21 protein-coding genes are annotated in these 24,181 nt (G+C 61.5%); 12 read left to right on the top strand and 9 right to left on the bottom strand.

Annotated elements, in window-relative coordinates; all coding sequences use genetic code 11:
- The first annotated feature begins 1 nt into the window (after window position 1).
- The 6 genes from JF539_RS12785 to JF539_RS12760 all read left to right on the top strand — a co-directional run bounded on the left by JF539_RS12785 (window position 2) and on the right by JF539_RS12760 (window position 7,020).
- Window positions 2-826 (top strand): transporter substrate-binding domain-containing protein, encoded by an 825-nt coding sequence (locus JF539_RS12785; protein WP_207141060.1) that lies wholly within the window; start codon window positions 2-4, stop codon window positions 824-826.
- Window positions 827-1,038: 212 nt separating this feature from the next.
- Window positions 1,039-2,046, top strand: a complete 1,008-nt coding sequence (locus JF539_RS12780; RefSeq protein ID WP_207141059.1) for a BMP family protein — start codon at window positions 1,039-1,041, stop codon at window positions 2,044-2,046.
- A gap of 98 nt (window positions 2,047-2,144) precedes the next feature.
- Window positions 2,145-3,692: an ABC transporter ATP-binding protein gene (locus JF539_RS12775; protein WP_207141058.1), complete on the top strand. Its 1,548-nt coding sequence runs from the start codon at window positions 2,145-2,147 to the stop codon at window positions 3,690-3,692.
- Window positions 3,689-4,771, top strand: coding sequence for an ABC transporter permease (locus JF539_RS12770; RefSeq protein WP_207141057.1), 1,083 nt, complete (start codon window positions 3,689-3,691; stop codon window positions 4,769-4,771). The genes JF539_RS12775 and JF539_RS12770 overlap by 4 nt, the downstream gene beginning before the upstream one ends.
- Window positions 4,768-5,712, top strand: a complete 945-nt coding sequence (locus tag JF539_RS12765) for an ABC transporter permease (RefSeq protein WP_207141056.1) — start codon at window positions 4,768-4,770, stop codon at window positions 5,710-5,712. Before JF539_RS12770 ends, JF539_RS12765 begins: the two co-directional genes overlap by 4 nt.
- Before the next feature lie 15 nt (window positions 5,713-5,727).
- Window positions 5,728-7,020 (top strand): amidohydrolase family protein, encoded by a 1,293-nt coding sequence (locus JF539_RS12760; protein WP_207141055.1) that lies wholly within the window; start codon window positions 5,728-5,730, stop codon window positions 7,018-7,020.
- Between the two features lie 306 nt (window positions 7,021-7,326).
- Here JF539_RS12760 and JF539_RS12755 read toward each other — a convergent pair whose 3' ends face one another.
- The 4 genes from JF539_RS12755 to JF539_RS12740 are packed head-to-tail and all read right to left on the bottom strand — an operon-like array spanning window position 7,327 to window position 11,216.
- Window positions 7,327-8,835 (bottom strand): tripartite tricarboxylate transporter permease, encoded by a 1,509-nt coding sequence (locus JF539_RS12755; protein ID WP_207141054.1) that lies wholly within the window; start codon window positions 8,833-8,835, stop codon window positions 7,327-7,329.
- A 4-nt stretch (window positions 8,836-8,839) separates the two neighbouring features.
- Window positions 8,840-9,286 carry a tripartite tricarboxylate transporter TctB family protein gene (locus JF539_RS12750; protein WP_207141053.1) on the bottom strand — a complete coding sequence of 149 codons (447 nt, stop codon included), beginning with the start codon at window positions 9,284-9,286 and terminating at the stop codon, window positions 8,840-8,842.
- Complete coding sequence (locus tag JF539_RS12745) at window positions 9,286-10,254, bottom strand: BMP family protein (RefSeq protein ID WP_207141052.1); 969 nt, start codon at window positions 10,252-10,254, stop codon at window positions 9,286-9,288. Before JF539_RS12745 ends, JF539_RS12750 begins: the two co-directional genes overlap by 1 nt.
- The gene (locus JF539_RS12740) at window positions 10,251-11,216 is read right to left on the bottom strand and encodes a Bug family tripartite tricarboxylate transporter substrate binding protein (protein ID WP_207141051.1); all 966 of its coding nucleotides are present in this window, start codon (window positions 11,214-11,216) and stop codon (window positions 10,251-10,253) included. The genes JF539_RS12745 and JF539_RS12740 overlap by 4 nt, the downstream gene beginning before the upstream one ends.
- A 271-nt stretch (window positions 11,217-11,487) precedes the next feature.
- Between JF539_RS12740 and JF539_RS12735 the strand changes: the two genes are divergently transcribed.
- Window positions 11,488-12,354, top strand: coding sequence for a MurR/RpiR family transcriptional regulator (locus JF539_RS12735; protein WP_207141050.1), 867 nt, complete (start codon window positions 11,488-11,490; stop codon window positions 12,352-12,354).
- Window positions 12,355-12,381: 27 nt separating this feature from the next.
- Here JF539_RS12735 and JF539_RS12730 read toward each other — a convergent pair whose 3' ends face one another.
- From JF539_RS12730 to JF539_RS12720, 3 genes are all read right to left on the bottom strand, one after another.
- Window positions 12,382-14,196: an adenylate/guanylate cyclase domain-containing protein gene (locus JF539_RS12730; RefSeq protein WP_207141049.1), complete on the bottom strand. Its 1,815-nt coding sequence runs from the start codon at window positions 14,194-14,196 to the stop codon at window positions 12,382-12,384.
- Window positions 14,197-14,406: 210 nt separating this feature from the next.
- Window positions 14,407-15,996, bottom strand: a complete 1,590-nt coding sequence (locus JF539_RS12725; RefSeq protein WP_236042482.1) for a SulP family inorganic anion transporter — start codon at window positions 15,994-15,996, stop codon at window positions 14,407-14,409.
- Window positions 15,997-16,326: 330 nt separating this feature from the next.
- Window positions 16,327-17,424, bottom strand: coding sequence for a zinc ABC transporter substrate-binding protein (locus JF539_RS12720; RefSeq protein ID WP_207141048.1), 1,098 nt, complete (start codon window positions 17,422-17,424; stop codon window positions 16,327-16,329).
- Between the two features lie 84 nt (window positions 17,425-17,508).
- Between JF539_RS12720 and JF539_RS12715 the strand changes: the two genes are divergently transcribed.
- The 4 genes from JF539_RS12715 to hisI all read left to right on the top strand — a co-directional run bounded on the left by JF539_RS12715 (window position 17,509) and on the right by hisI (window position 20,365).
- Window positions 17,509-18,261, top strand: coding sequence for a metal ABC transporter ATP-binding protein (locus tag JF539_RS12715; protein ID WP_207141047.1), 753 nt, complete (start codon window positions 17,509-17,511; stop codon window positions 18,259-18,261).
- Window positions 18,261-19,058, top strand: coding sequence for a metal ABC transporter permease (locus JF539_RS12710; protein WP_207141046.1), 798 nt, complete (start codon window positions 18,261-18,263; stop codon window positions 19,056-19,058). Before JF539_RS12715 ends, JF539_RS12710 begins: the two co-directional genes overlap by 1 nt.
- Before the next feature lie 180 nt (window positions 19,059-19,238).
- Window positions 19,239-19,880, top strand: a complete 642-nt coding sequence (gene folE / locus JF539_RS12705) for a GTP cyclohydrolase I FolE (protein WP_207141045.1) — start codon at window positions 19,239-19,241, stop codon at window positions 19,878-19,880.
- On the top strand, window positions 19,877-20,365 hold the full coding sequence (hisI, locus tag JF539_RS12700) for a phosphoribosyl-AMP cyclohydrolase (protein WP_207141044.1): 489 nt from the start codon (window positions 19,877-19,879) through the stop codon (window positions 20,363-20,365). The genes folE and hisI overlap by 4 nt, the downstream gene beginning before the upstream one ends.
- A gap of 84 nt (window positions 20,366-20,449) precedes the next feature.
- Here the strand turns inward: hisI and JF539_RS12695 are convergent, their stop codons facing one another.
- Window positions 20,450-21,475, bottom strand: coding sequence for a formamidase (locus JF539_RS12695; RefSeq protein WP_207141043.1), 1,026 nt, complete (start codon window positions 21,473-21,475; stop codon window positions 20,450-20,452).
- Between the two features lie 262 nt (window positions 21,476-21,737).
- On the opposite strand from JF539_RS12695, the gene JF539_RS12690 reads away from it, so the two are divergent.
- A complete protein-coding gene (locus JF539_RS12690; protein ID WP_207141042.1) occupies window positions 21,738-22,433 on the top strand; it encodes a hypothetical protein in 696 nt (231 codons plus the stop codon).
- A 70-nt stretch (window positions 22,434-22,503) separates the two neighbouring features.
- Here JF539_RS12690 and JF539_RS12685 read toward each other — a convergent pair whose 3' ends face one another.
- Window positions 22,504-23,901 carry a hypothetical protein gene (locus JF539_RS12685; protein ID WP_207141041.1) on the bottom strand — a complete coding sequence of 466 codons (1,398 nt, stop codon included), beginning with the start codon at window positions 23,899-23,901 and terminating at the stop codon, window positions 22,504-22,506.
- Window positions 23,902-24,181: the final 280 nt, after the last annotated feature.

The following is a 24,181-nucleotide window of genomic DNA, read 5'->3' as shown; positions in this document are numbered from 1 at the left end:
TATGACCAAAACACGTGTGTTGACTGCTCTGGCGCTGCTTCTCCCCAGCCTGTCCGTTGCGCCGGGGGTTGCGGCCGAAGCCCTGGAGGACGCAGTATCCCGCGGCACGCTTCAGGTCGGCATCGCCAGCGAAAATCTCGTTCCCTGGCTGGCCAACGACAAGACCGGCGGACGCATGGGGTACGAAATCGACGTGGCCTCGGCCGTCGCGGGTTCCCTCGGCGTGGACCTGACCTTTGTCGAAATGCCCTACGACGAGCTTTTCGCCAGCCTGAAGGCGGGCGACGTCGATGTGATTATTTCCGGTGTATCGATTTCGGCGGATCGTGCGCGGGAGGTCTATTTCTCGTCTCCGTATGGCGGAACGGACTTCACACTGGTGGTCGACAAGACCGGCCTGCCGGAAGGTGCGGCGGGAAGCGGCTATGATCACGAGGGTATTCGCATCGGAGTGCTCAAAGGTTCAATCGCCGAGGCGACCGCGACAAACGATTTCAAATCCTCGGAACTCGTCCCTTACGAAGACCCGGCCGCCATGCGCGACGCCTTCCTTGACGGGTCCGTCAGCGGTGCGATTGTTCCGACACCTTACCCCGCCTTCATCGTCGCGCGGGATCCTGGCCGCTATGCCGCCGAAGAGACACCGCTTGTTTCCACCCGGCAGGGCATGGTCACCCGGCCGGACAGCCCGCACATGCTGAATTTCCTCAATGCCTGGATCGTGGAGAACGAGGCCAACGGTTTCCTTGAGGATCTTCAGGTCTACTGGTTTGAAAGCGGCGAGTGGCTCGACATGCTGGAAGGTTATTCCGAAAAGGCGGAATAACCGCCGCCCGATGGAGCTGCTCAGCCAAGGCTTGAGGAAGGAACGTGCATCCTCAAATTGTGCGTTTGAACGTGTTCACGCATGCTTTGCGGCTCCGTTTGAAAAATTTTCCCAATTGTTCAAAAAATGTCCGGCACAACGTCAGCACAACTTGTGGGCATGCAAGTTTTGTGGTCATCTCTTTTAATCAATTAAAAATCCAGGGGTGAAAAATGGCGTTTCAAAAACCGTTCTCAAGGGCCCGCAGGGCCGTTCTCGCGGCAGGGCTCGCTCTGACCGCCGCCGCCGGGTTTTCCCCGGTTGCCGCCGTCGCGGCGGATCCGATCAAGGTCGCGGCGATCTACACCGTTCCGGTCGAGCAGCAGTGGGTGAGCCGAATCGACAAGGCGCTCAATGCCGCGCAGGACCGGGGCGAGATCACCTATACTTTCTCCGAAAACGTCGCCAACACCGACTATGAACGTGTCATGCGCGAATACGCCGAGCAGGGCATGGACCTGATCGTCGGCGAAGCCTTCGCCGTGGAGCGCGCCGCGCGCAAGGTGGCAGCCGAATATCCGGACACGGCCTTCCTGATGGGCTCGTCCTTCGGTCCGGCCCAGCCGAATTTTTCCGTCTTCGATAACTGGGTCCACGAGCCGAGCTATCTCTCGGGCATGATCGCGGGCGCGACCACGAAGTCCAACGTCATCGGCATGGTCGGCGGCTACGCCATTCCCGAAGTGAACCGGCTGATGAACGCCTTCATGGAAGGCGCGACATCCGTCAATCCGGACGTCAAGTTCCTCGTGACCTTCATCAACTCTTGGTACGATCCGCCCAAGGCCAAGGAATCCGCCTTCGCGATGATCGACAAGGGCGCGGACATCCTCTACGCCGAGCGCTTCGGCGTCTCCGACGCGGCCAAGGAAAAGGGCATTCTGGCCATCGGCAACGTCATCGATACGGCCGGCGACTACCCGGGCACCATCCTGTCCTCCGCGCTCTGGCACATGGAGCCGACCATCGACAAGGCGGTCGGAGCCGTCAAGGGCGGCAGCTTCGAGCCGGCCGACTACGGCCCCTTCAGCTTCATGGGCCCCGGCGGCGGCAGCTTTGTCGTCGACGAGAGCCTTGCTCCGGCGGATGCGGTGAAGGCAGCCAAGGACAAGGAACAGGAGATCATGGACGGTCTCTTCCGCGTCAACGTCAACGACACCGAGCCGAAATCCACCATGTGATCGGACAAGGCCGGAGGCGCGCAAGCGCCACCGGCTCTCCGCGCGGCGCCTGAATGTGTCGCGCGGCCGTTTCGCGCAACCGGTTGTTAGAGGGTGGAATGACGGTCCGGTCACAAGAGGCCCCGCTTGTTCTCAAGCTGGAGGGCATCACCAAACGTTTCGGCGGGCTGACGGCCAATGGCGACGTCTCGCTCGACCTGGGCAAGGGAGAAATCCTGGCCCTGCTCGGGGAAAACGGCGCGGGCAAAACCACGCTGATGAATATTCTCTTCGGCCATTACGTTGCCGATGAAGGCAGGGTTCTGGTCGCCGACCCGTCCGGGGAGCTCGATGCGCTCGAGCCCGGTTCGCCGAGTGCGGCGCTTGAAGCGGGCATCGGCATGGTCCACCAGCATTTCACGCTGGCCGAGAACCTGAGCGCGCTCGACAATATCCTGCTTGGGACCGAGCCTCTTGCCGCGCTCAAGTCGTCCCGGGCGCCTGCACGCAAGAAGCTGGACGACCTGATGGCCCGCTCCGGGCTGTCGGTCAATCTGGACACGCGGATTTCCCAGCTCTCGGTCGGGGAGAAACAGCGCGTCGAAATCCTGAAGGCGCTCTACCGGGACGCCCGGGTGCTCGTGCTGGACGAACCGACCGCCGTTCTCACGCCGCAGGAATCCGAAACCCTTTTTTCCGTCTTGAAGAAACTCGCCGGGGAAGGCCTCGGCATCATCTTCATTTCCCACAAGCTCGCCGAGGTGCTTGCCTCGTCCAACCGGGTCGCTGTCCTGCGCGGCGGGCGCAAGGTGGCCGATCTGCAGACGTCCGGATGCGACCGCCGCCAGCTTGCCGAACTGATGGTCGGTCACGAAATCGCCGAGACGGCGCGCGAACCGGGGGAACCCGGCGCGGTGCTTTTCAGCCTGAAAAACGTTTCCGCCGGCGGTGGGCGCGACGCGCTGCGCGATGTGTCCCTGGATCTCAAGGCGGGTGAGATCCTCGGGATCGCAGGTGTCTCCGGCAACGGCCAGACCATGCTGGCGCGCGTCATCTCCGGTCTGGAGCCCGTTCGCTCCGGCGAGCTGTTACTTGAGGGGGAGGGGCTCGGGTCGCTCCACGCACGTTCCATGATCGATCTCGGCTTTGCCCGCATACCGGAGGACCGCCACCATGACGGGATTGTCGGAGCGATGACCGTTTCGGAAAACCTGGCGATTGAATCGATCCGCAAACCGGAGAACCAGAGGTTCGGTCTCCTGCGCTTCGCGGCCATGCGGACCCGCGCGAAAGAGATGATCAAGGCCTACGACATCCGCTGCCAGGGCGAGGACAGTCCGGCGCGGCTTCTGTCCGGCGGCAACATTCAGAAGATCGTGCTTGCCCGGACGCTTGAAACCGAACCGAGGGTCGTGCTTGCGGCCCAGCCGTCGCGCGGTCTGGATGTCGGCGCGACGTCGGATGTGCACCGTCGTCTTCTCGAGGCCCGGGCGCGGGGCGCCGGGGTGATCCTGATTTCCGAAGACCTCGACGAGTTGATGCGCCTGTCCGACCGTATCGCCGTCATTCACCGGGGCGAGCTCTCTAACGCGGAGCCGACGGAAACGCTCGATCGCGGGACCCTGGGGCTGCGCATGGCCGGACATGGCGCGGAGGATGCTGCATGATCCGTTTCGAACCCAGGGAACCGGCCTCGCTCGGGCGCATGATCGCCGTTTCCGTGGCTGCCGCCGTCGTTGCCCTGATCCTTGCCTCTGTCCCGATGCTCTTTGCGGGCCTCAACGTGTTCGAAGCCTACGGCCTGATGGTCAAGGGCGCCTTCGGATCGGTTTTCGCCTTCACCGAGATGCTGACGCGGGCCACGCCGCTGATCCTGACAGGCCTGGCCGCCGCGGTCGCCTTTCGGGCCAAGCTCTGGAACATCGGCGCTGAAGGTCAGCTCTATGCGGGTGCGCTTGCGGCGGTGGCGGTCGGAACCGGCATGGTCTCCGGGCCGTCCTATGTTCTGATCCCGCTGGTGGTTCTGGCGGGGGCGCTGGCCGGCGGACTTGTCATGCTCGGACCGACGCTTCTGAAAACCCGTCTCGGGGTCGACGAGGTCGTGACCACGCTTCTTTTGAACTTCGTCATTCTGCTCTTCGTACAGATGATGCTCGAAGGGCCGATGAAGGATCCGATGGGCATGGGCTGGCCGCAATCCGAACCGATCCTGGACGGCGCGGCACTGCCCAAGCTGATGAACCGCATGCGCATCCATTGGGGACTGGTGATCGCGCTGGTCTCGACACTCGGGGTCTACTTTCTTCTGAAACGCACCGTCTGGGGCTTCGAGATCCGGGCGGTCGGAGAAAATGCGGCGGCGGCGAAGCACGCGGGCATTCCGGTGACGGCGACTTTCGTCCGGGTCGGACTTCTGTCCGGTGCGCTGGCCGGCCTGGCAGGCGTTGGCGAGGTCGCAGGACTGAAGGGCTATCTGACGGCGGATCTATCGCCGGGCTTCGGCTATTCCGGCATCGTGGTGGCGATGCTGGCCGGGCTTTCGCCGATCGGCGTTGTCTTCGCGGCGCTCTTCATCGCCAGCATTTTCGTCGGCGCGGACTCCATGTCCCGCGCAACCGGCGTTTCCAATTATCTCGCCGACCTGATCGTCGCCATGGCGCTCTTGTGCGTGCTCGTCTCCGGCCTGTTCCTGCGCTTCAGGGTTCGGTTCATCGGAGTGCCCAGGTCCCGGGAGGCTGCCGAATGAGCGAAATTCTCGACATCCTTCTCTCCGCGAATTTCTGGGCGGCCTCGCTCAGGATCGCGACGCCGCTGATTTTCGGCGTGATCGGTGCCTTGATCTGCGAACGGGCCGGGGTGCTCAATCTCGGCATCGAAGGGATCTTCACCGCGGGCGCCATGGCCGGCTGGATGGCGGTCTGGCTCGGGGCGGGGCTTTGGGGAGGCGTGCTCGTCGCGGCGCTCGCCGGCGGCTTTTTCGGCCTGATCCACGCCATCCTGACCGTGCCGCTCGGGTTGTCGCAGCATGTCTCCGGGATCGGGGTCACCCTGTTCGCCACTTCCTTGAGTTACTTCACCTACCGGACGGCCCTGCCGGATGTGTCGTCACCGCCGCGTATCGAGGCCTTCAAGCCGCTCGATATCCCGGTCCTCTCCGATCTGCCGTTCATCGGGCCGGCGCTTTTCCAGCAGACATCGCTGACCTTTCTGGCGCTCGCTCTGGTTCTGGCGACCGCTTATGTGCTTTACCGGACGCCGCTCGGCCTCGCCATTCAGGCGGTCGGGGACAATCCGTCGGCGGTGGAGTCCCAGGGGCTCTCCGTCTATGGCTTGCGGATCGGCGCGGTCGTTGCCGGATCTTCCATCATGGCGCTGGGCGGCGCTTTCCTGACCATGTCTGCCTTCGACGCGTTCTTCTTCGGCATGGTCAATGGCCGGGGCTGGATCTGCATCGCGCTGACGGTGTTCGCGTCCTGGCGTCCGGGCAAGGCACTTCTGGGAGCGCTCCTGTTCGGGGCCTTCGATGCCTTTCAGGTGCGGCTGCAGACGGAAGTCGGCAGCTTCATTCCGGGCCAGGTGTTCCTGATGATGCCGTATCTTCTGTCAATCGCCGCCCTTGTGGTCGTCGCGCGCCGCGCCGATTATCCCCGCGCGTTGCTCGTGCCTTATTTCCGCGGCCAGCGCTAACCAGAGACTTGAGCCATGAGTTTTGATCTTCTCGTCAAGAACGCAACGCTGCCCGACGGCCGCAAGGGCATGGACATCGCCTGTTCCGGAGGGCGGATCGCCGCCGTTGAAAAGGGCATTGAGGGCGAAGCGGGGCAGGTGATCGATGCCGGCGGGTTGCTGGTCTCGCCGCCCTTTGTCGACTGCCATTTTCACATGGACGCGGCGCTTTCGCTCGGCCTGCCGCGCATGAACCAGAGCGGTACGCTTCTGGAGGGCATCGCGCTCTGGGGAGAGCTGAAAGAGATCCTGACGGTCGAGGCGGTGGTGGAGCGAGCGCTGCGCTATTGCGACCTTGCCGTCTCCCAGGGACTTCTCGCCATCCGCTCCCATGTGGATGTCTGCGACGACAAGCTCACCGGCGTTCAGGGGCTTCTGGAGGTCCGCGAGAAGGTCAAGCCTTACATCGATCTTCAGCTCGTCGCCTTTCCGCAGGACGGGCTCTACCGCTCGCCGACGGCGGAAAGGAACCTTCTGAAAGCACTCGACATGGGCGTCGATGTCGTCGGGGGGATCCCGCATTTCGAGCGAACCATGACGGACGGTGCAAGCTCGGTCGCCAGGCTGTGCGAGATCGCGGCGGAACGCGGGCTGATGGTCGACCTGCATTGCGACGAGAGCGACGATCCCATGTCGCGTCATATCGAGACGCTCACCTATGAAACCCAGCGGCTTGGCCTTCAGGGGCGGGTCGCCGGATCGCATCTGACGTCGATGCACTCCATGGACAATTACTACGTTTCCAAGCTCTTGCCGCTGATTGCCGAAGCGGAGGTGCATGCCATCGCCAACCCGCTGATCAACATCACGCTCCAGGGCCGCCACGACACCTATCCCAAGCGCCGGGGACAGACCCGGGTTCCGGAAATGCGGGCCTATGGCATCAACGTGTCCTTCGGCCACGATTGCGTGATGGATCCCTGGTATTCGATGGGCTCCGGCGACATGCTGGAGGTCGCCAGCATGGGGCTGCACGTGGGGCAGATGACCAGCCGGGAGGCGATCCGCTATTGCTACGACTGCGTCACCGCCCATCCGGCCAGGGCGATGGGACTGGAAGGCTACGGTGTGGAGAAGGGCTGCAAGGCGGATTTCGTTCTGCTTCAGGCCCGCGACACGATCGAGGCGATCCGGCTGAAGGCGACCCGTTTGAAGGTCGTCCGGGGTGGCCGGGTGATCTCGGAGACGCCCGTGCGGCAGGCCAGCCTGATGCTGGACGGGCGGCCTGATACCGTCGATCCGGCCGACTACGCGCCGCATGAGCATTGAGCTGGCAGCTTGTCCGGGTGTCACCCCGGGCGAACGCAGTGAGACCCGGGGCCTACTCGTTTGCAGAGCAGCAGAGAAACTCGAAGTCTCTTTGAAAATCACGACTGCTTCGATTTGAGGATCAGCGAGTGGGCCCCGGCTGTTCGCTTCGCTCCGCCGGGGTGACACTCGGGGAAGCTGCCGAATGTTCTTTGGGCGTTTGCCAAGGGCACCAGATAACCTGTCCCAATGGGAGAGGGAGCACGCAGTGCTGAGGCGTTAAGTCCGGTGTCAGCTTTGACGTCGTGTCTTCGATTCGGCGGATGGCTAACGGCTTTCCACGACTTCCTCATTGGCTTGCACCTTGCGCCTGCGCCTCGGCAAGGCTGTGAGCACAAGAAGCACCGCCGAAATGCCGATCAGGATGGCGCTGCCGGGGCGTTCGAAAAAGACCAGTGGATCGCCGCGCGAAAGCAGCATGGCGCGCCTCAGGTATTCCTCCATCATGGGGCCGAGGATGAAGCCGATGAGCAGGGGCGCGGGTTCGAAGCGGTAGAGCCGCAGAATGTAGCCGAGCAGACCGAAGCCGAGCATCGTCCAGACGTCGAACAGGCTGTGATCGATGCTGTAGACGCCAATGGAAATCAAAACCACGACGGCCGGGTAGAGAAAGTAATGCGGGATCTGCAGGAGCTTCACCCAGATGCCGATCAGGGGAATGTTGAGCACCAGCAGGAAGAGGTTGCCGAAGAGAAACGAGACGATCAGGCCCCAGAATAGCGCCGGGTGTTCGGAAATCAGCCGGGGGCCGGGCGTGACGCCGTGGATCATCAGGGCGCCGATCATCAGCGCCATTGTGGTGCTGCCCGGGATGCCGAGGGTCAGTGTCGGGATGAAGGCGGTCTGGGCGGCGGCGTTGTTGGCGGACTCAGGAACGACGACGCCTTCGATCGCACCCTTGCCGAACTGGTCGCGGTTTCTCGAGACGCGTTTTTCCAAAGCGTAGCCGATGGAAGAGGCGACGGTCTGGCCAGTGCCCGGCAAGGTGCCGAAGAAACTCCCGACGAGGCTTCCTCTGAGAGCGGGGGCAAGGGAACGCAGCCATTCACCAGTCTCCGGCAGAAAACGACTCCAGGAGACCTTTTCGGTGGCGTAGGAGGGTGTTGCCCCGCGCGCGGACATCATCGCTTCTGACACGCCGAAGAGCCCCATGGCGACGACCACGAGGCCGATACCGTCGCGCAGATCCTGGACGCCGCCGGTAAAGCGGGTCTCCCCTGAGTTGATGTCCACGCCGATGCTGCCAAGGAGGACGCCGAGGCACACCATCATGACGCCCCGCAGGGTGCCGGAGTTGCTGACGACGGACGCGGCGACAAGACCAAGCAGCATGACGGCGAAATAGTCGGCGGGCTGCAGCAGGAGGGCGAATTCTGCGAGGGCGGGTGCAAGACCCGCGATGACGAGAATGCCGAAGACGCCGCCGAAGAAGGAAGCGAGCGCGGTCATAAGGAGGGCAACACCGGCGCGGCCTTGCCGTGCCATGGGATACCCGTCGATGCAGGTGATCGAGGAGGAAGGCGTGCCGGGAATGTTGAGCAGGATGGACGCGATCGAGCCGCCGTACTCGGCACCGTAATATACACCTGCCAGCATCACCAGGGCCGTCTCCGGCGGCAGGTAGAAAGAGACGGGCAGGAGCATCGCGACCGCGGCAAGCGGTCCCAATCCCGGCAGGACGCCGATGAATGTGCCCAGGAAGGTTCCGACGAAACAATAAAAAAGGTTCGAAGGCGTCGTGGCTGTGGCATAACCGAGAGCGAGATTGTCCAGCATTGCCTTAGAACCCCCTGAAAGCCTCAAGCGGCAGCCGCAGACCGACAAGGAAAATGAGCCAGACACCCAGCACGGCGCCGGTCACGAGGGCGGCGCGCCGTGCGTGAGACAGACTGCCGACGGCAAAACTGGCAGCAAAGGCGCAGGCGCCGGCCGCGGGCAGGACGCCGAGGAGGGGCGTCACGATGGCAAAAACCGCGACGGCAGCGGCGACGGAGCCGACCGACCGCCAGTCCGCCACCTGATAGGCGGCGGGCATACGAAGGTCCCTGAACAGCGTGACCACACAAAGTCCGGTAAGGATCAGGCCCGCGATCAGCGGAAAGGCACCAGGTCCCATACGCCGTGGTGTGCCGAGTTCAAGCACAGTCAAGGCGCCTGCAACGAAGGTCAGCGCGATGACCAGGAGGAGAAGCGTACCGGCCTGCGCCTTGAGTTTTTGGATAAGCATCAGCGCGCCTCCGTGGCCGGCTCCGGTTGGAATTCGGGACCCTCATAATCCGTGCGGAAGCCGATCCTGCCGTCCCGAAGCGCCTCGGTGACTTCCTGGAGCCGGTCCGCGACGTGATTTGGAACGCTTGTGCCGACACTGAGACCGACATAATCGCCTTCCGCAAGGCCGAGCGAGACGGCACCGGGGGGCGGCGTTTTGGCTGTCAGATCGGATATCGCGCGTTCGACCCCGAGGTCGATCCGGGCAAGGGCGGAAGCCAGGAAGACGTCGGGCTCCCGGGCGACCCAGTCCAGCGCATTGCCGATCTGCCAGGCCGAACCGGCGCGGCAGGCATCGATGGCGCCGGCGCGCGCGCCGTTGAGCATGGTGAAGATGATGTCCGCGCCCGCATCGATCTGTGCTCCCGCCCAGACCCGGGTCACGGCGTTGTCGTCCTGCGTGCCGCAAAAGGAGGTCAGCACGCGGACAGACGGATCGGCATGGCGAATGCCTTCCACATAGGCCGCTCGGGCATTCAGTCCCGGCCGGACACGGTGGCCGGACAGGTGCCCCACGGTACCCGTGCGTGTCTGCCAGGCCGCGAGGCAGCCGGCGAGAAACGCCGACTGCTCCTGGGCGACGTCGTAGCAGGCGAGGTTCGGTCCGAGAACCTTTCCCTGCACGATGGCAAAACGCTTGTCCGGGAATGCGCGGGAGAGGTCCGGCATGACGCTGTCCCCCTGGCCGCCGATAAAAACGAGCCCGTCGAAGTCCGGCAGGACGGTTCTGAGGCTCGCCGTTATGGCCGCGGCATCGTAGGTGAGGCCATCTATGATGCTGAGCCTCGCGGATGCGTCCCGGTCAGCCGCATGCACCCCCGCAAGACCACTGGCGTTGAAGCCCTCGTCGTTGGCCTCGCCGACGACGACGACGGCGATTTCAGGCAATCCGTTTCCGGCGGCGGATACGGGGGTAATGCGCATCATTTGCTCGCCTGTTTGACCAGTGGCTCCCAGGTCTTGGCCGAAGCCGCGACATAGTCGGTGAACTCTTCGCTCGACATGTCCGAGCGGACGATGCCCCAGGTGTCGAACTGCTTGGCGATGTCGTCGGACTTGAGCGCCTTGGCAAGAGCGCCCTGAAGCGTGTCGACGATTTCAGCATCGATACCCGCGGGGCCTGAAATGCCCAGCCAGTTCTCGGCGACAATATCGTAACCGAGTTCGGTGAAGGTCGGCGTGTCGGGCAGGATGTCCAGACGTTCCGGGCTGCTCACGGCAAGGGGAATGGCGTTACCTTCCTCGACATTCGGCAGGTTCTGCGGCACGGCGTCGAACATCACAGGGATGACGTCGGCGCGGAAGTCGAGGCGCATCGGGCCCGATCCTTTGTAGGGAATGTGAGACAGCTCGACATCGGCCGTGTTTTCAAAGGCTACGGCGAAAACATGGCCCCAGGAGCCGACACCGGAAGAGCCGTAGTCGATGGTGCCTGGTTCAGCCTTGGCCTTTTCCACAAAGGACGCCATGTCGGCGGTGCCGAGTTCAGGGGAGGCGAACATCCCGAGATGAACCGCGCCGAGATAGGCAATGTGCGAAAAATCGGCGACCGGATCATAGGGTGTGTCGGGGAAACGGGTAGGCGCGACGCTGAACGGTGTCAGGTTGGACAGCATCAGGGTGTAGCCGTCGTTGTCCGCATTCTTGAGTTCGGTGGCCGCGACGGTGCCGGCGGCGCCGGGTTTGTTTTCGACGACGAACTGCTGCCCGAGATTGCTGCTCAGTTCTTCCGCCAGCAGCCTTGCGACCAGATCGCTGGAGCCGCCGGGAGGAAAGGACACAAGGATACGAACCGGCCGTTCCGGGTAACCGGCTTCGGCGGCGGCCGGCGCGGCGAGCGCAACACCGGCGGCAAGGATGGCAATCGTCAGTCGGGAAGCTGCAGGCATGTCGTTACTCCGCTGAGTTGGGAAGTCCATTTCAGAAACTTGAGTTCCACGTCATGAAATTATGATTTCAAAATTCGCGCAAGCGAAAATATAGGCAGATAACCCTGTTGCTGAAAATATGATCACAGTGATCAAGGCTTGAGCGGAAACTTAAGAAAAAATGGCGGAATTTAGTGATTTTTCCGGCTTCGAGGTTTCTCGGAGCATTCCTCAGATGTGCCGTCATCCGATTGCTCTTGCCATTTGGGTTGTGAAACCGTTTACTGCGTGTATGAAATCGGAGTTTCAAAGTCACGAACCAGACGAACCCTTTCTGAGCCGTGTCCAGCGGGTCCTGACGGACCTCAGTCCGGCGGAACGGCGCCTTGGAGAGTTCCTTCTGGACTTTCCCGGTGAACTCGGCAGCTATGATGCCCAGGAGCTTGCCAGGCTGTGCGACGTCTCGAAGGCGACGGTCTCACGTTTCATCCGGCGGATCGGCTTCGAAAGTTACGACAAGGCGAAGAAGGCCGTGCGGGACGAGCGCGCGACGGGGTCTCGCGCATTCTTCGCGCATGCCGAGCCGGAAGCGAACGCGGCCGCCCTGGCGCTGGACATGCGCGAGGAGAAGGACAATCTCGACAGGACCTTCGGCAAGCTGAACGCGGGGGAGCTCGATGACCTTGCACGCGCGGTCCTGTCCAGCCGGAAGGTCTGGATCGCCGGCCAGCGTATCAGCTTTTCCTTTGCGCATTATCTTTTCTGGCAGCTTACGAAGATCGTCCCGGAAGTCGTGGTGTTTCCGCAAGGCGGGGAAACGCTCGGCGAGCATGTTGCGCGGATTCAAAAAGGAGATCTTGTCATCGCGATCATGCTCCGGCGGAGGGTGGCCGGAACCAAGCGTCTGCTCGACGCGATCCTCGAGGCCGGCGCCGAACTTGCGCTGATTTCGGACGAAAGCATGGCGAGGCACGCAGACGCACGCTGGCATTTCCATTGCCATACCCATTCCGACGGACCGCAGTTCAATCACGCGGCGGTACTGGCGCTCTGCCACCAGATCGTCGTGCGGGCAACGCTGCAAAGCGGCAGGGAAGGGCGTGAGCGCCTGCGCGCGGTCGACGCGGTGAACGAGAAGCTGTTGCAGGTCGAGTGGTAGGGCGTCCGGAGCCGCGCCGCTCAGTTGTCAGATGACCAGCCGCACGACTTCAAGGGGCTCGTTGCGGCCTTTTACGGTATGCGGACCGATCGCCGCCCAGTCGATATCGGCGAACAGATTTCTGGCGATTTCCCGCGACGCGAGGATGATCACATCGGCGTCCGGATCGATTTCCTTGCCGAGGCTTTCGAGCCTGGAGGCCGCGTTGACCGTATCGCCGATCACCGTGTAGTTGACCCGCTCCGGCGCACCGATGTCGCCGACCACCAAAGGTCCCATATGCAGCCCGATCCGGATGTGGACGGGCGCCTTGCCGTCCGCGATCCGCTTCCGGTTGTCGTTCCTGATCGCCGCCGCCATGCCGAGGGCGGCTCGCGCGGCGGCTTCCGCCGGATTGTCCAGGCGCTCAGGCGCCCCCCAGAAGGCCATGATGCTGTCGCCGATGTATTTGTCGATGGTGCCGTTTTGCCTGGCTATTTCCGCACCGAGCAGGGACAGGTGATGATTGACGAAAGCGGCCGTTTCGGTCGCGGACATGCCTTCGGACGCGGAGGTGAAGCCGACGATGTCGCTGAACAGCACGGCGACCTCGCGTTCTTCCGGCGGAGCGTCCGCGCGGCCCTCGCTCAAGAGTTTCTGCACCAGTGTTTTGGGAACGTAACGATTGAAGGCGGTCAGGCCGCCGACCATGGCGTTGAAGCCGGTCGAGAGGTCGTCCACTTCGCTGATGACGCTCGCCGGCAGGGGCTTTATGGCATCCAGATTGAGGCCGGCGACTTCCTTGGCGGCAAGCGCGGCCCGCTTGATCGGCTGGGCGATCCGGTGGGCGAGCACAATGGCGCCGAGCAGAGACAGCACCAGCAGTCCAGCGCCCGTCACGATCGCGACCAGGAGCTGCTTGAATGGCTGTTCGAGAAACTCGGCAGGAAAATGCACGCCGATCCTGACCGGAAGACCTTCGAGGTTGACGTTTTTCTTTTCCAGGATGACGAAACGCTTGTGTCCGTCGTCATCGATCCCCTCGTGCAGGTCGAGGTCTTCGGCCAGGTCGAAGGCCACGTTGTCGAGCCGGGTCATCTCCCGGTAATCCTTCAGGAACGTGTCGGGGACCCGGCCGATGGAAAGAAGCGGATTTTCGGCGCTCAGGTGGTGGAACCGTTCGTGGAGGTTCGGGTGCGCGACCATGTCGTGCGACCCCTCTTTCAGGAGAAACACGCTGATGTCGTCGGTCGAGACATGCAATGTGAGCTCCGACATCCGGTACAGCGACATGCCGATCAAGACGCTGCCGCGAAAGTCGCCATCCTCGATGAGGGGGCGGGTGTAGATGAAATAGGTGTGCTCGCGTTCGGGAATGAAGATCTCCTCGCTCCAGAACGCATCGGTGGCGCCGGCCGCCTTCTCGAAGAGAGGGGTGAGTGTTGGAGTGTCGCGCGTGAGCGAGATCGTGTTGCCGAGCAGGGTGCCGTCGTCTTCGCCACGTTCCACGAAGACGCCGTTTCCTTCCGCGTTCACCATGGCCAGAAAGGAAACCTGCTCCATCGGAGCGACTGCGCCGAAGAGGTAGGTCAGTGTCGTGTCCGGATCGTTGAAGTCGAGCTGGTGTCGCGACCAGGCTTTTTCGGTGAAGGTTGCCGCTTCGGTGATGGCGTGTAGCTGCTCTGCGATAGCGGTCTCCGCAGAGTCCAGTCCGAGGTCGACGATCTCGCCGCCGAGCTGGCGGATGAGACCGTTCGATGTGATCACCTGGATGATGAGGATGGCCGCCGCGGTGATCAGGACGAAGGAGCCGATGACGGTGGACAGCGTCGGGGTGATGAAGAGCTTGTTGCGGACTGACACGTTATTGTCCCGGACCAGGTTTCACGGCGGCCGCACTCGTTCCCGTAGGGATTCGGAACGGGTGCATGACGGGACTTTTTCAAAGACCGGTTGTCAGGGCAATGCGGAAATGCGTTTACGCCGCAGATGCGCTTTGAAACGGAAAGGACCCGCGGCCAGACAGGCGCGGGTCCCGGTGCAATCACCCTCAAAGGATGTCCTGCCTCGGCCTCAGGTGGCCTTTTGCGGTTCCTGGGGATCAAATGTGTGGCCGTAGTCGACAGCGACTTCATAATCAGGGTCTTCCAGGACGGAGACCTCGACCAGATTGCCGGCCTTGTCGAGCAGCTTCTGGCAGTCGGGGGACAGATGGCGCAGGTGCAGGCGCTTGCCGGCAGTCTCGTATTTGGAGGCCAGCGCATCGATGGCTTCGAGGCCGGAGTGATCGACAACGCGGCTGTCGATGAAGTCCACAACCACGTCGTCCGGGTCGTTCGCCGGATCGAAAAGATCGGTGAAGCCGGTGGTGGAGCCGAAGAAGAGCGGGCCGGACAAGCGGTAGACCTTCCAACCTTCCTTGCTGGTGCCGATGCGCGCGTCAATGCGGCTGGCCGCGTTCCAGGCATAGGCGAGGGCGGAAATGATCACGCCTACGACAACGGCGACGGCAAGGTCCGAATAGACGGTGACGCAGGTAACCACGACCATGACGAGGGCGTCGGTCAACGGGATCTTGTGCACGATCTTCAGACTTGCCCAGGCGAATGTGCCGATCACGACCATGAACATGACGCCGACCAGGGCGGCGACGGGGATCCGTTCGATCAAGGGAGAGGCGATGACGATGAAGGACAGCAGGAAGAGCGCCGCCGAAATCCCCGAGATACGGGTACGGGCGCCGGACTTCACGTTGATCATGGACTGTCCGATCATGGCGCAGCCGCCCATGCCGCCGAAAAAGCCGGTTACGACGTTCGCCGCGCCCTGAGCCACGCATTCGCGCGACGCGCCGCCCTTGGTGTGGGTCAGGTCGGCAACGAGATTGAGCGTCAGCAGGGATTCGATCAGGCCGATCGCGGCGAGGATCACCGCATAGGGGAAGATGATTTCCAGCGTTTCCAGATTGAGCGGCACCATGGGAATATGGAAGTCCGGCAGGCCGCCCGAGATCGAGGCGAGATCGCCGACGGAGCGGGTGTCGAGGCCGAAGCCGAGGACAAGAGCCGAGACGACAAGAATGCCGGCGAGCGGCGCCGGGAAGGCCGTGGTCAGTTTCGGCAGGAACCAGATCACGGCCATGGTAAGGGCAACGAGTCCCAGCATCAGATAAAGCTGGGACCCGTTCATCCATTCAAGGCCGCCCTGGCCGTCCGGGACCTTGAACTGTCCGAGCTGGGCGAGGAAGATGACGATGGCGAGGCCGTTGACGAAGCCAAGCATCACCGGGTGCGGCACCATGCGGATGAACTTGCCCCACTTGAGGACCCCGACACCGATCTGCATAATTCCCATCAGAACGACGGTCGCGAACAGATATTCGACACCGTGGTTGGCGACCAGGGTTACCATGACGACAGCCAGCGCACCCGTCGCGCCGGAAATCATGCCCGGACGCCCGCCGAAACACGCGGTGATCAGTCCGATGAAAAAGGCGGCATACAGGCCGACGAGCGGGTTCACACCGGCAACAAAGGCAAAAGCGACAGCTTCCGGAACCAGCGCAAGTGCAACGGTCAGCCCCGCAAGAAGCTCGGTTTTTACGCGGGACGCATCCAGCTTGACAGATTGAACGGGCTCGGTGGCCTCGGCACGTACGGACAAGAATGTCTCCAAATTCTCTTGGGTTTTGTTTTGACGGTCACGCCTGGCCAGTATCTGCCGGCGATTTGACCTATATCAATTTGGAGTTCTTCTAATCGATTTTTTGCATCGCAGCAAGGCTGCGGCCGTCAGGCCAGGCTGCGGGAACAGGTACACTCTCAAATTGCGCCGGTTCCCGAGGCATGATCTTACCGTGTCCCCGGTGCGACCCGCCTGTTTGCGACCGGCGGGAAAGGGATGCGCCGGTTTTCGGCTCAGCAACTGTTTTCACACCGCTGAGCCGCGTGCGGTGCTGGAGCGGTTAATCCGCTCCAGGCCAGGTGTTCGGTCTTACAGGCAAGAAGAGATGCTGCCCGAAAGATCGCGGATAAGCTGGGGGTAAAGATCCGGTCCGACGGTCAGATTGCCGCCGAGCGGATCGAGCACGCCGATCTTGGCGTCGGTTCCCTCAAACACCGTTTCGACCAGTCCCGCGTTGAACTGGGGTTCGGAGAAGACGCAGGAAATCTTCAGATCGGCGACCTTGTCGCGGATTTCGGCAATCCGGGCCGGGCTCGGATCCGATGCATCCCCCAGTCTGATCGAGCCGGTGGCGGAAATGCCGAACCGGTTTTCGAAATACTGATAGGCATCGTGGAAAACGATGAAGTTCTTGCCCTGGGCGCCTTCAAGCTCTGCTTTGATCTCTCCGATCAGGCCAGCCAGTTCTTCTTTGCCCGCAGCCGCGTTCGCCGCATAGGTGGCCGCATGTTCGGGATCCAGTTCGGAGAGATTTGCTGCGATCACGTCCAGCCAGACACGGGCGTTCTCCGGATCGAGCCAGGCATGGGGATCGTGGCCATGGTGGTCGTGATCGTCATGGCCGTCATGCGCGGCGTGGTCATGGTCTTCGCCTTCTTCATGGTCATGATCGTCATGGGCTTCATGCTTCTCGTCATGGTCATGACCGTGGTCGTCGTGGGCTCCATGCTTCTCGTCATGGTCATGATCGTGGTCGTCATGTGCTTCGTGCTTTTCGTCATGGTCGTGATCGTCGTGATCATCGCCGTGAGCATGGCTGTGCTTCTCGAAGGTCGCGCCCTCGCGGAACTCAAGCTCGGTCGTGCCTTCGGTTTCCATCAATTCCACCGATCTGGCATCAGCAGCCAGGGCCTCTATTGACCGGTCCAGCCAGGGTTCCAGGGGTTCGCCAACCCAGAACACGATATCCGCGTGTTCCAGTGCTTCCGCCTCGGCCGGGCGAAGCGAATACCCGTGCGGAGACGCACCCTGCTGCACGATCAGGTCCGGCGTGCCGACACCTTCCATAACCTTGGCGACAAGCGAATGGACAGGAGCGATGTCGACCGCAACCGACGGCGTTTCCGCACGGGCGGAGGCCGTGAGTGCCAGGGTGGATACGGCGGCGGCCAGCATAGTTTTGCGCATGGAATATCTCCAACTCATTGTGTGACATGCGCTTAACGTGTATATGTTACGTAATAACATATCAAGACAGACTGCCACTCCCTCATGAACCTTGTCGAAATTTCAGACCTTTCGCTTCGTCTCGGCGGAAACACCGTTCTTCACAACATCGACTTCGAAATCTGCCCTGGAGAGATCGTGACCATTGTCGGTCCCAACGGGTCGGGAAAGTCGACCCTGCTGCGGGTCATTGTCGGCGCTCTTCAGCCGGCGTCCGGTCGGGTGGACCGGCGCGACAGATTACGTATCGGCTACGTTCCGCAAAGGCTGCATATCGATGCGACCCTGCCAATGACCGTCAAGCGGTTTCTGGGACTGCCGCGCAGGGTGGGGCGCGACAAGGTCCGCGTTGCGTTGGAGCAGGCGGGTGTGCCGGATCTCGGCGAACGCCAGATGACCGGTCTGTCCGGAGGGCAGTTTCAACGCGTTCTTCTGGCGAGGGCCTTGCTAGACCATCCCGATCTTCTCATTCTCGACGAGGCGGCGCAGGGGCTCGACCAGCCCGGTACGGCGCGTTTCTACCGGCAGATCGAAGACGTGCGCCGCAGCTTCGGTTGCGCCGTTCTCATGGTCAGTCACGATCTGCATGTGGTGATGAGCGCGAGCGACCGGGTCATTTGCCTGAACGGTCACATCTGCTGTCAGGGAGAGCCCGAACAGGTGGCGTCGGCGCCGGAGTACAGGGCGCTTTTCGGCGAAGGAACGGAAGGGGCTCTTGCCCTTTACAGACACCATCACGGTCATCGGCACGATCACCTTTGCGATGACACGGGAGAACGGCCGGAGGCGGCACAGTAATGCTTGACGATTTCATGGTGCGGGCCGCGCTGGCCGGTCTGGGGGTGGCGCTCGCGGCCGCGCCGCTTGGATGTTTCGTGGTCTGGAGACGAATGGCCTATTTTGGCGACGCGACCGCGCATGCGGCGATCCTGGGCGTCGCGATCTCTCTGGCCCTTTCCATTTCGGTTCTGGCCTGTGTCCTGACGGTCTCGATCGTCATGGCGCTTACGGTCTCGACCTTGAGCGGCCGGGGTTACGCGATGGACACGCTTCTCGGGGTTCTGGCGCATTCGGCACTGGCCGTCGGACTGGTGGCCGTTTCGTTCGTGAGCGGTGTGCGTATCGACCTCATGGCCTATCTCTTCGGCGATATCCTGGCCGTCCGGCCCTATGACCTTGCCATCATTTGGAGCGGAGCCGTGTTGGTCCTGATCCTGATCGGCTGGCGCTGGTCGGCCCTTTTGACGGCAACTCTCAACCAGGATCTTGCCTATGCGGCGGGAGTGGACCCGAAACGGGAGCAGTTGGTTTTGATCGTTGCTCTCGCGATCGTCGTCGCGGTCGCGATCAAGGTCGTCGGGGTTCTGCTGATCGCGGCCATGCTGATCGTTCCGGCGGCAACGGCACGGCCGTTCAGCAGGACGCCGGAGGCGCTGGCGGTGATTGCGGGCCTGATCGGGGGGCTGGCTTCCCTGGCCGGACTTCTGGCGGCCTACCGGTTCAACACCCCGACCGGTCCGACGATCGTCAGCGTCGCGGCGGTATTGTTTCTGCTTTCGACCTTGGTATCGGCCCTGCGTGTTGCGCAAAAATGACTTCAGGGCCCGTACCCTAACGCAGGTCTCAATGCGTCCACGAGGCAGACAGCGATGAACATGACCTCACGGTAGCAAAAAGTGGCTTTTCGACGCTCTTGTTTCGCACGTGAACGAATTTGGAATGTAATGAAATAACATCAATTCTATTTGAATGTGGACGATGGAGAAGAGAAGCGAATGACCTATGCTGTGAGCCCCGCAGCCGTGTCCGGGAGAAAACAAGCGCCGCGCAAAAAGCCTGACCGCGCCGACGCCGAAGCGGCCGTCCGTCTGCTGATTGAGTGGGCGGGGGACGACCCGGATCGGGAAGGTCTGATCGACACGCCGGCGCGTGTCGTGCGTGCCTATGAAGAATTTTTCGAAGGCTATGACAGCGATCCGGCGGAACTGCTTGCCCGCACCTTTGAAGAGACAAACGATTACGACGACATGATCGTTCTCAGGGATCTCCGCTTCGAATCCCATTGCGAACATCATATCGTGCCGATCGTCGGCAAGGCGCATGTGGCCTATCTTCCGGCCGACCGCGTCGTCGGTATCAGCAAGCTTGCCCGGGTCATCGAAGTCTTCGCCAAACGGCTGCAGATTCAGGAAACGCTGACCTCACAGGTCGCCGACACGATTCAGCAAGTCCTTCAGCCGCGCGGCGTGGCCGTGGTCATCGAGGCGGCGCATATGTGCATGACCACGCGCGGTATCAAAAAGCCGGGCGTCAGCATGGTGACCCGCCGGCTCCTGGGCGAGTTTCGAAGCGATGCGGACCTGCGTGGGGATTTTCTTTCTTCCCTCAACCTTTCCGGCAAAGGATACGGTCAATGACGTGCAGCAAATCCTTGGGCCGTTCGTTTTCCGAACGCGTTTCGGTCGAGCAGGTGGAAGAAGGCAGGTTTCTTGCGCCGAAATTCGATGCCGCCGGCTTCCTGCCGGTGGTCACGACGGATGCCGTCTCGGGCGAAGTGCTGATGATGGGCGTGATGAATGAAGAAGCCCTTTTGCGCACGATCGAGACAGGAGAGGCCCATTACTGGAGCCGGAGCCGGAAGTGTCTCTGGCACAAGGGAGCGACCAGCGGGTTGGTCCAGAAGGTGGCTGAGATCCGGATCGACGACGATCAGGACGCCGTTTGGCTCCGTGTCGAAGTGGCCGGGGGGGCGAGCTGTCACGTCGGTTACCGATCCTGTTTTTACCGGACGGTTCCGGTGAATCCCGGCGAGGGAGCGATCGAGCTCTCCTTCGTCGAAACAGAGAAGGTCTTCGATCCGGTCGAAGTCTATGGCGATGCGCCGAATCCGACGCAATTGTAAGGGAAACCCGTACAATGGAAGCGCCGGGGCAGGCGATGCGCCCGCCCCGGCGGGGGCTGCCGGTCATACAGCCTTTGTTGAAAGCTATTCCGCGGCTGTTTGCGACTTGGCCATCGAGCCGAGTTTCGGGCCTTCGGGATAGTATTTCCAGCCGTCGCGGACCTGGATCCTGTCGTCCCAGGGGAGCTTGTATTTTCCCTCCGCCAGGTCCTGCACCCAGGTGAGATAATTCTCTGTCTCACCGCCGGGCTTACCGACATACCCGCGGCATCCGACGTTGAAGATGTTGTTTTCCAGGGCCCAGTTCTCGCGGGCCTTGTCGACAAGGCGCGGGAAAAGCTCGGCCGTGACGATTTCCCAGGGGTTGCGATGGCCCTGCTGAATGACGTTGCCGTCGTAGTTGCAGACGGTGCCTTCGCCGAAGTAGTAGAAGACGCCATCGTAGCCTGCCAGGTTGACGGAGATGGTGTACATCAGGTTCTGCCAGGCATTGGTCCGGTTGGTCCAGATCCACTGATCGTTGACCTGCGTCGAATAGCCGGAAATGCGGATATAGACGTTCGCACCCTTGTAGGCCGCCTCGCGGGCCAGTTCCGGGAACATGCCGTCATGGCAGATGCAAACCGCGAGCTTCGAGCCCTTCGGGCCGTCGCAAACCGGCATGCCGTAGTTGCCCGGGTACCAGGGTTCGATCGGAACCCAGGGCTGGAGTTTGCGGTAATGCAGGGCCAACTCGCCATCCGCATTGACGATGATCGCGGTGTTGAAGGGGGGCAGCGACGGGTCGTCGTTGCGCTCCATCAGCGAGAATACGCCCCAGACCTTGTTGCGCCTGCAGGCTTCCCTGAAGGCGCCGATTTCCGGGGAGTCGACCGTCAGGAGCATTTCGTCGTAGCTCCAGATCGCCGTGTTCAACCCTTGGGTTGAGTATTCGGGAAACACGATAAGGTCGAGATCCGGATAACCTGCCTTTGTGCTGTCGACTGCTTTGCAGATCTGCTGGACCTGCGTCTGAATGTCTTCCGGTCCGGTCACTACGGGGACGGGGTATTGGATCATCGCAACGAGAAGGGCTTCATCCCATGCACTGACACTGCCTGTACTAGCCACAACATGCTCCTTTCTAACGTAATGTTATATCATAATTGCTAGCACAGGCTTTTCCGCCGGCGAATACGTCAACTGACTGACTCGGGGCAGGTGACGTTTCCGAAGCGTTCAAAACTTAATTAAATCAACATATTGTTATTGTTGATTCCGGGAATTTGGACGAGTTGTAACGCGCCGTGGTACACTTCTGGTTTCGAGGGGGCAGGGAAAGTCCACGGACCGTGAGACGGAACCCAGGCACAGAGCAAGGACAATGAACCGGGTGAAGAGACTGTTTCGTTTTGCCGTCTGCACCGTCCTGTTCGCTTCCGCATTCACAGAGGCCGGGCTTGCGCAATCCGTTCTTCATTTTTCCACCTTCGAGGCGCCGGGCGTTACGCCTCAAGCCGTAGAAGTGCTGCGAGACGCGTATGCGGACCTCGGTATTGCGATCGACGTGTCTTTCGAAAAGGCAAGCCGTTCGATCCTGAACGCCGCAGCGGGAAAAAGCGATGGGGAGGTTGTGCGCATCGATCTGATTGGAGACCGATATCCGTCGCTTGTCAGGGTCGACGTGCCGCTCGCGGCAATGGCGACATATGGTTTCACGAACCGTCCCGAACTCGAGACCCTGTCCGGCGAAGCCCTCAAGAATTATCGTGCCGGCTACGTCAGGGGCGCGTTATTTGCGGAAAACGCGGCAAAGGGATCGAAGGAGGTTTGGGCTGTTGAAAACCCAAGCCAGTTGTTCGCCATGCTGAACCAGGGGCGCCTCGATATCGCATATGCTGCGGAGGCACCTGCCAGGAAGATCATCACCCGGCTTGGAGCGGATGACATCTATCCGCTTTCAGCAACGTTGAAACACTATTCCTTCTATCATTACCTGCACGAGCGGCATCGGGATCTGGTCCCTCTCGTCGAAGACGCGTTGCGGCGCCGGCTGCCCGCGGGGGACAGCGAGGACAATCGCAGCTGACCGCTGTTGCGGCTTGGACGCGTGAGACGACCAGGCGGGGGCGCCGGAGAACCTGACACCTTTCCGGAGGTCAGCCCATGTAGGACTTGACCAGGGCGGCGACCGCAGCCGTGCCGGAGGCCTTGAGAAGGTCAAGTGCCCAGCCGGACATCTTGGACAACAGGCTTCCGGCCGTTTTCTCGTCGCCCTCCTTGAGCTTTTCGGCGGCGCTTTCCGCAAGAACAGCCTGCACTTCCGCATCCGGCCGATCCTTGGTTTCGCGGATGGTTTTGGCGATTTCCCGGATCACTTCCGCAATATCTGCGTTGTCGCCCTTGCTGACTGTGGCGGAAGCGCCTCTGCCGATGGCGATGCCTTCACCCTTAACGTCGATATCACTGTATTTGTCGCCCATGATGATCTCCTGCTTGTAGTACTGGTTGACCGTCTGCTGGGACGCTTCCGCATCTTCCAGGAGTTTGAGAAGCTTTTTCGCAACGTTTGGCCGGATCCTGGAGGACAGGATGCGAGTCTTTAGATCCTCGTAGCGGCCCGGAAACAGGGCTTCGAAGGCGGCGTAGCCCATGGCGATCAGGTATCCGGCTGAAAAATCGGTCAGTCTCTGTTCGGCGCGGTAGATGTGCTTGGTGTAGAGATTGAAAATCAACTGCGCACGATCGTCTTCGATGTCGATCTTTCGGGATGTCAGCAAATTTGAAACCGCCTCCACGTCCTGGATAAGGCGGAAAGTGTAGGTCCTGAGATAGCGCGTCGTCTGCCAGACTTCGGAATTGCGGCCCGCCCGATCACCGGCATCCGAAGACAAGAGAAACAGATCGCAGAAGGTCCGCCTGTCCTTGAGGCGGTCGATGTCGGCGAAGACGTTGAACCGATCCGACGCGTATTGGACGATGCCGGACTTCGGTCCTTCCAGAGGCAGATCGTTTTCGACAACGCAGAAGGGGCGGCGCGCCAGAACGGCGTCCGCGTGGGCGTCCTCCCTATGATGGGTCGAAGCATTGGCCCACAGGTTGGTAGCCGCCTTGCCACCTTGGCCGAGAACACTCTGAAACAGCAGCTTTCCGCTCCCGTCTCGCAGGCGAAGTTTCGTTTGAAGCAGGTAGTCGACGAGGCTCTTGATCTCATCCTTCGTGCCGGCTTCTCTCTCGGTGGAAATGAGAAATTCGAACCGGCCGTTGAGGATGCCGTCGAAGAAGCAGGCCTTCCGTATCAGCCGGATTCGGCCAAGGCGTCCATCGGGGTCCTTGAAGGGAAGGGCCAATCGGAAGGACGATCCGCCGATGACCAGCATGTCTTCGCCAACCCAGCCTTCGAACCCCCGTTTCCAGCGATGGCGGACGGAGCCTATCCCGCGCATATGGCCGCCCGGATCGTCCGGCACGGGCCAATGCGGCTTTTCGATCGGAACGAAATCCCGGTGGAGCAACCGTCTCTGGTCCGAGAACGGAAAATAAAGCGAAATCAACATATTATACCAAAATTCTTTGGTACTGAAATTATTGGGTACGGCCGCCCGAAGTCCCCGTCCCGGCGCTCATCTGCGGCTATCAACCGCTGACGATGCACTGCTACAATCGCAGTTCGGTGCCTACTTCTTGAGAGTTGGTCCTGTGCCAACCCTTTGAGGATGCCATAAAAATACCGCTGCGGCAATTTCAAGATTTGTCGAAACGCTGCGCAACTTTTTGTTGCGTTGCGGTTGTGGGCGCGGGTGTCCCTTTTGTTCGGCCAATCCCGGCAGACCGGGA

This window comes from Roseibium aggregatum, from assembly GCF_017309185.1.
GTDB classification, from domain to species: domain Bacteria; phylum Pseudomonadota; class Alphaproteobacteria; order Rhizobiales; family Stappiaceae; genus Roseibium; species Roseibium aggregatum_B.
This window is presented reverse-complemented; position numbering and strand designations above follow the sequence as displayed.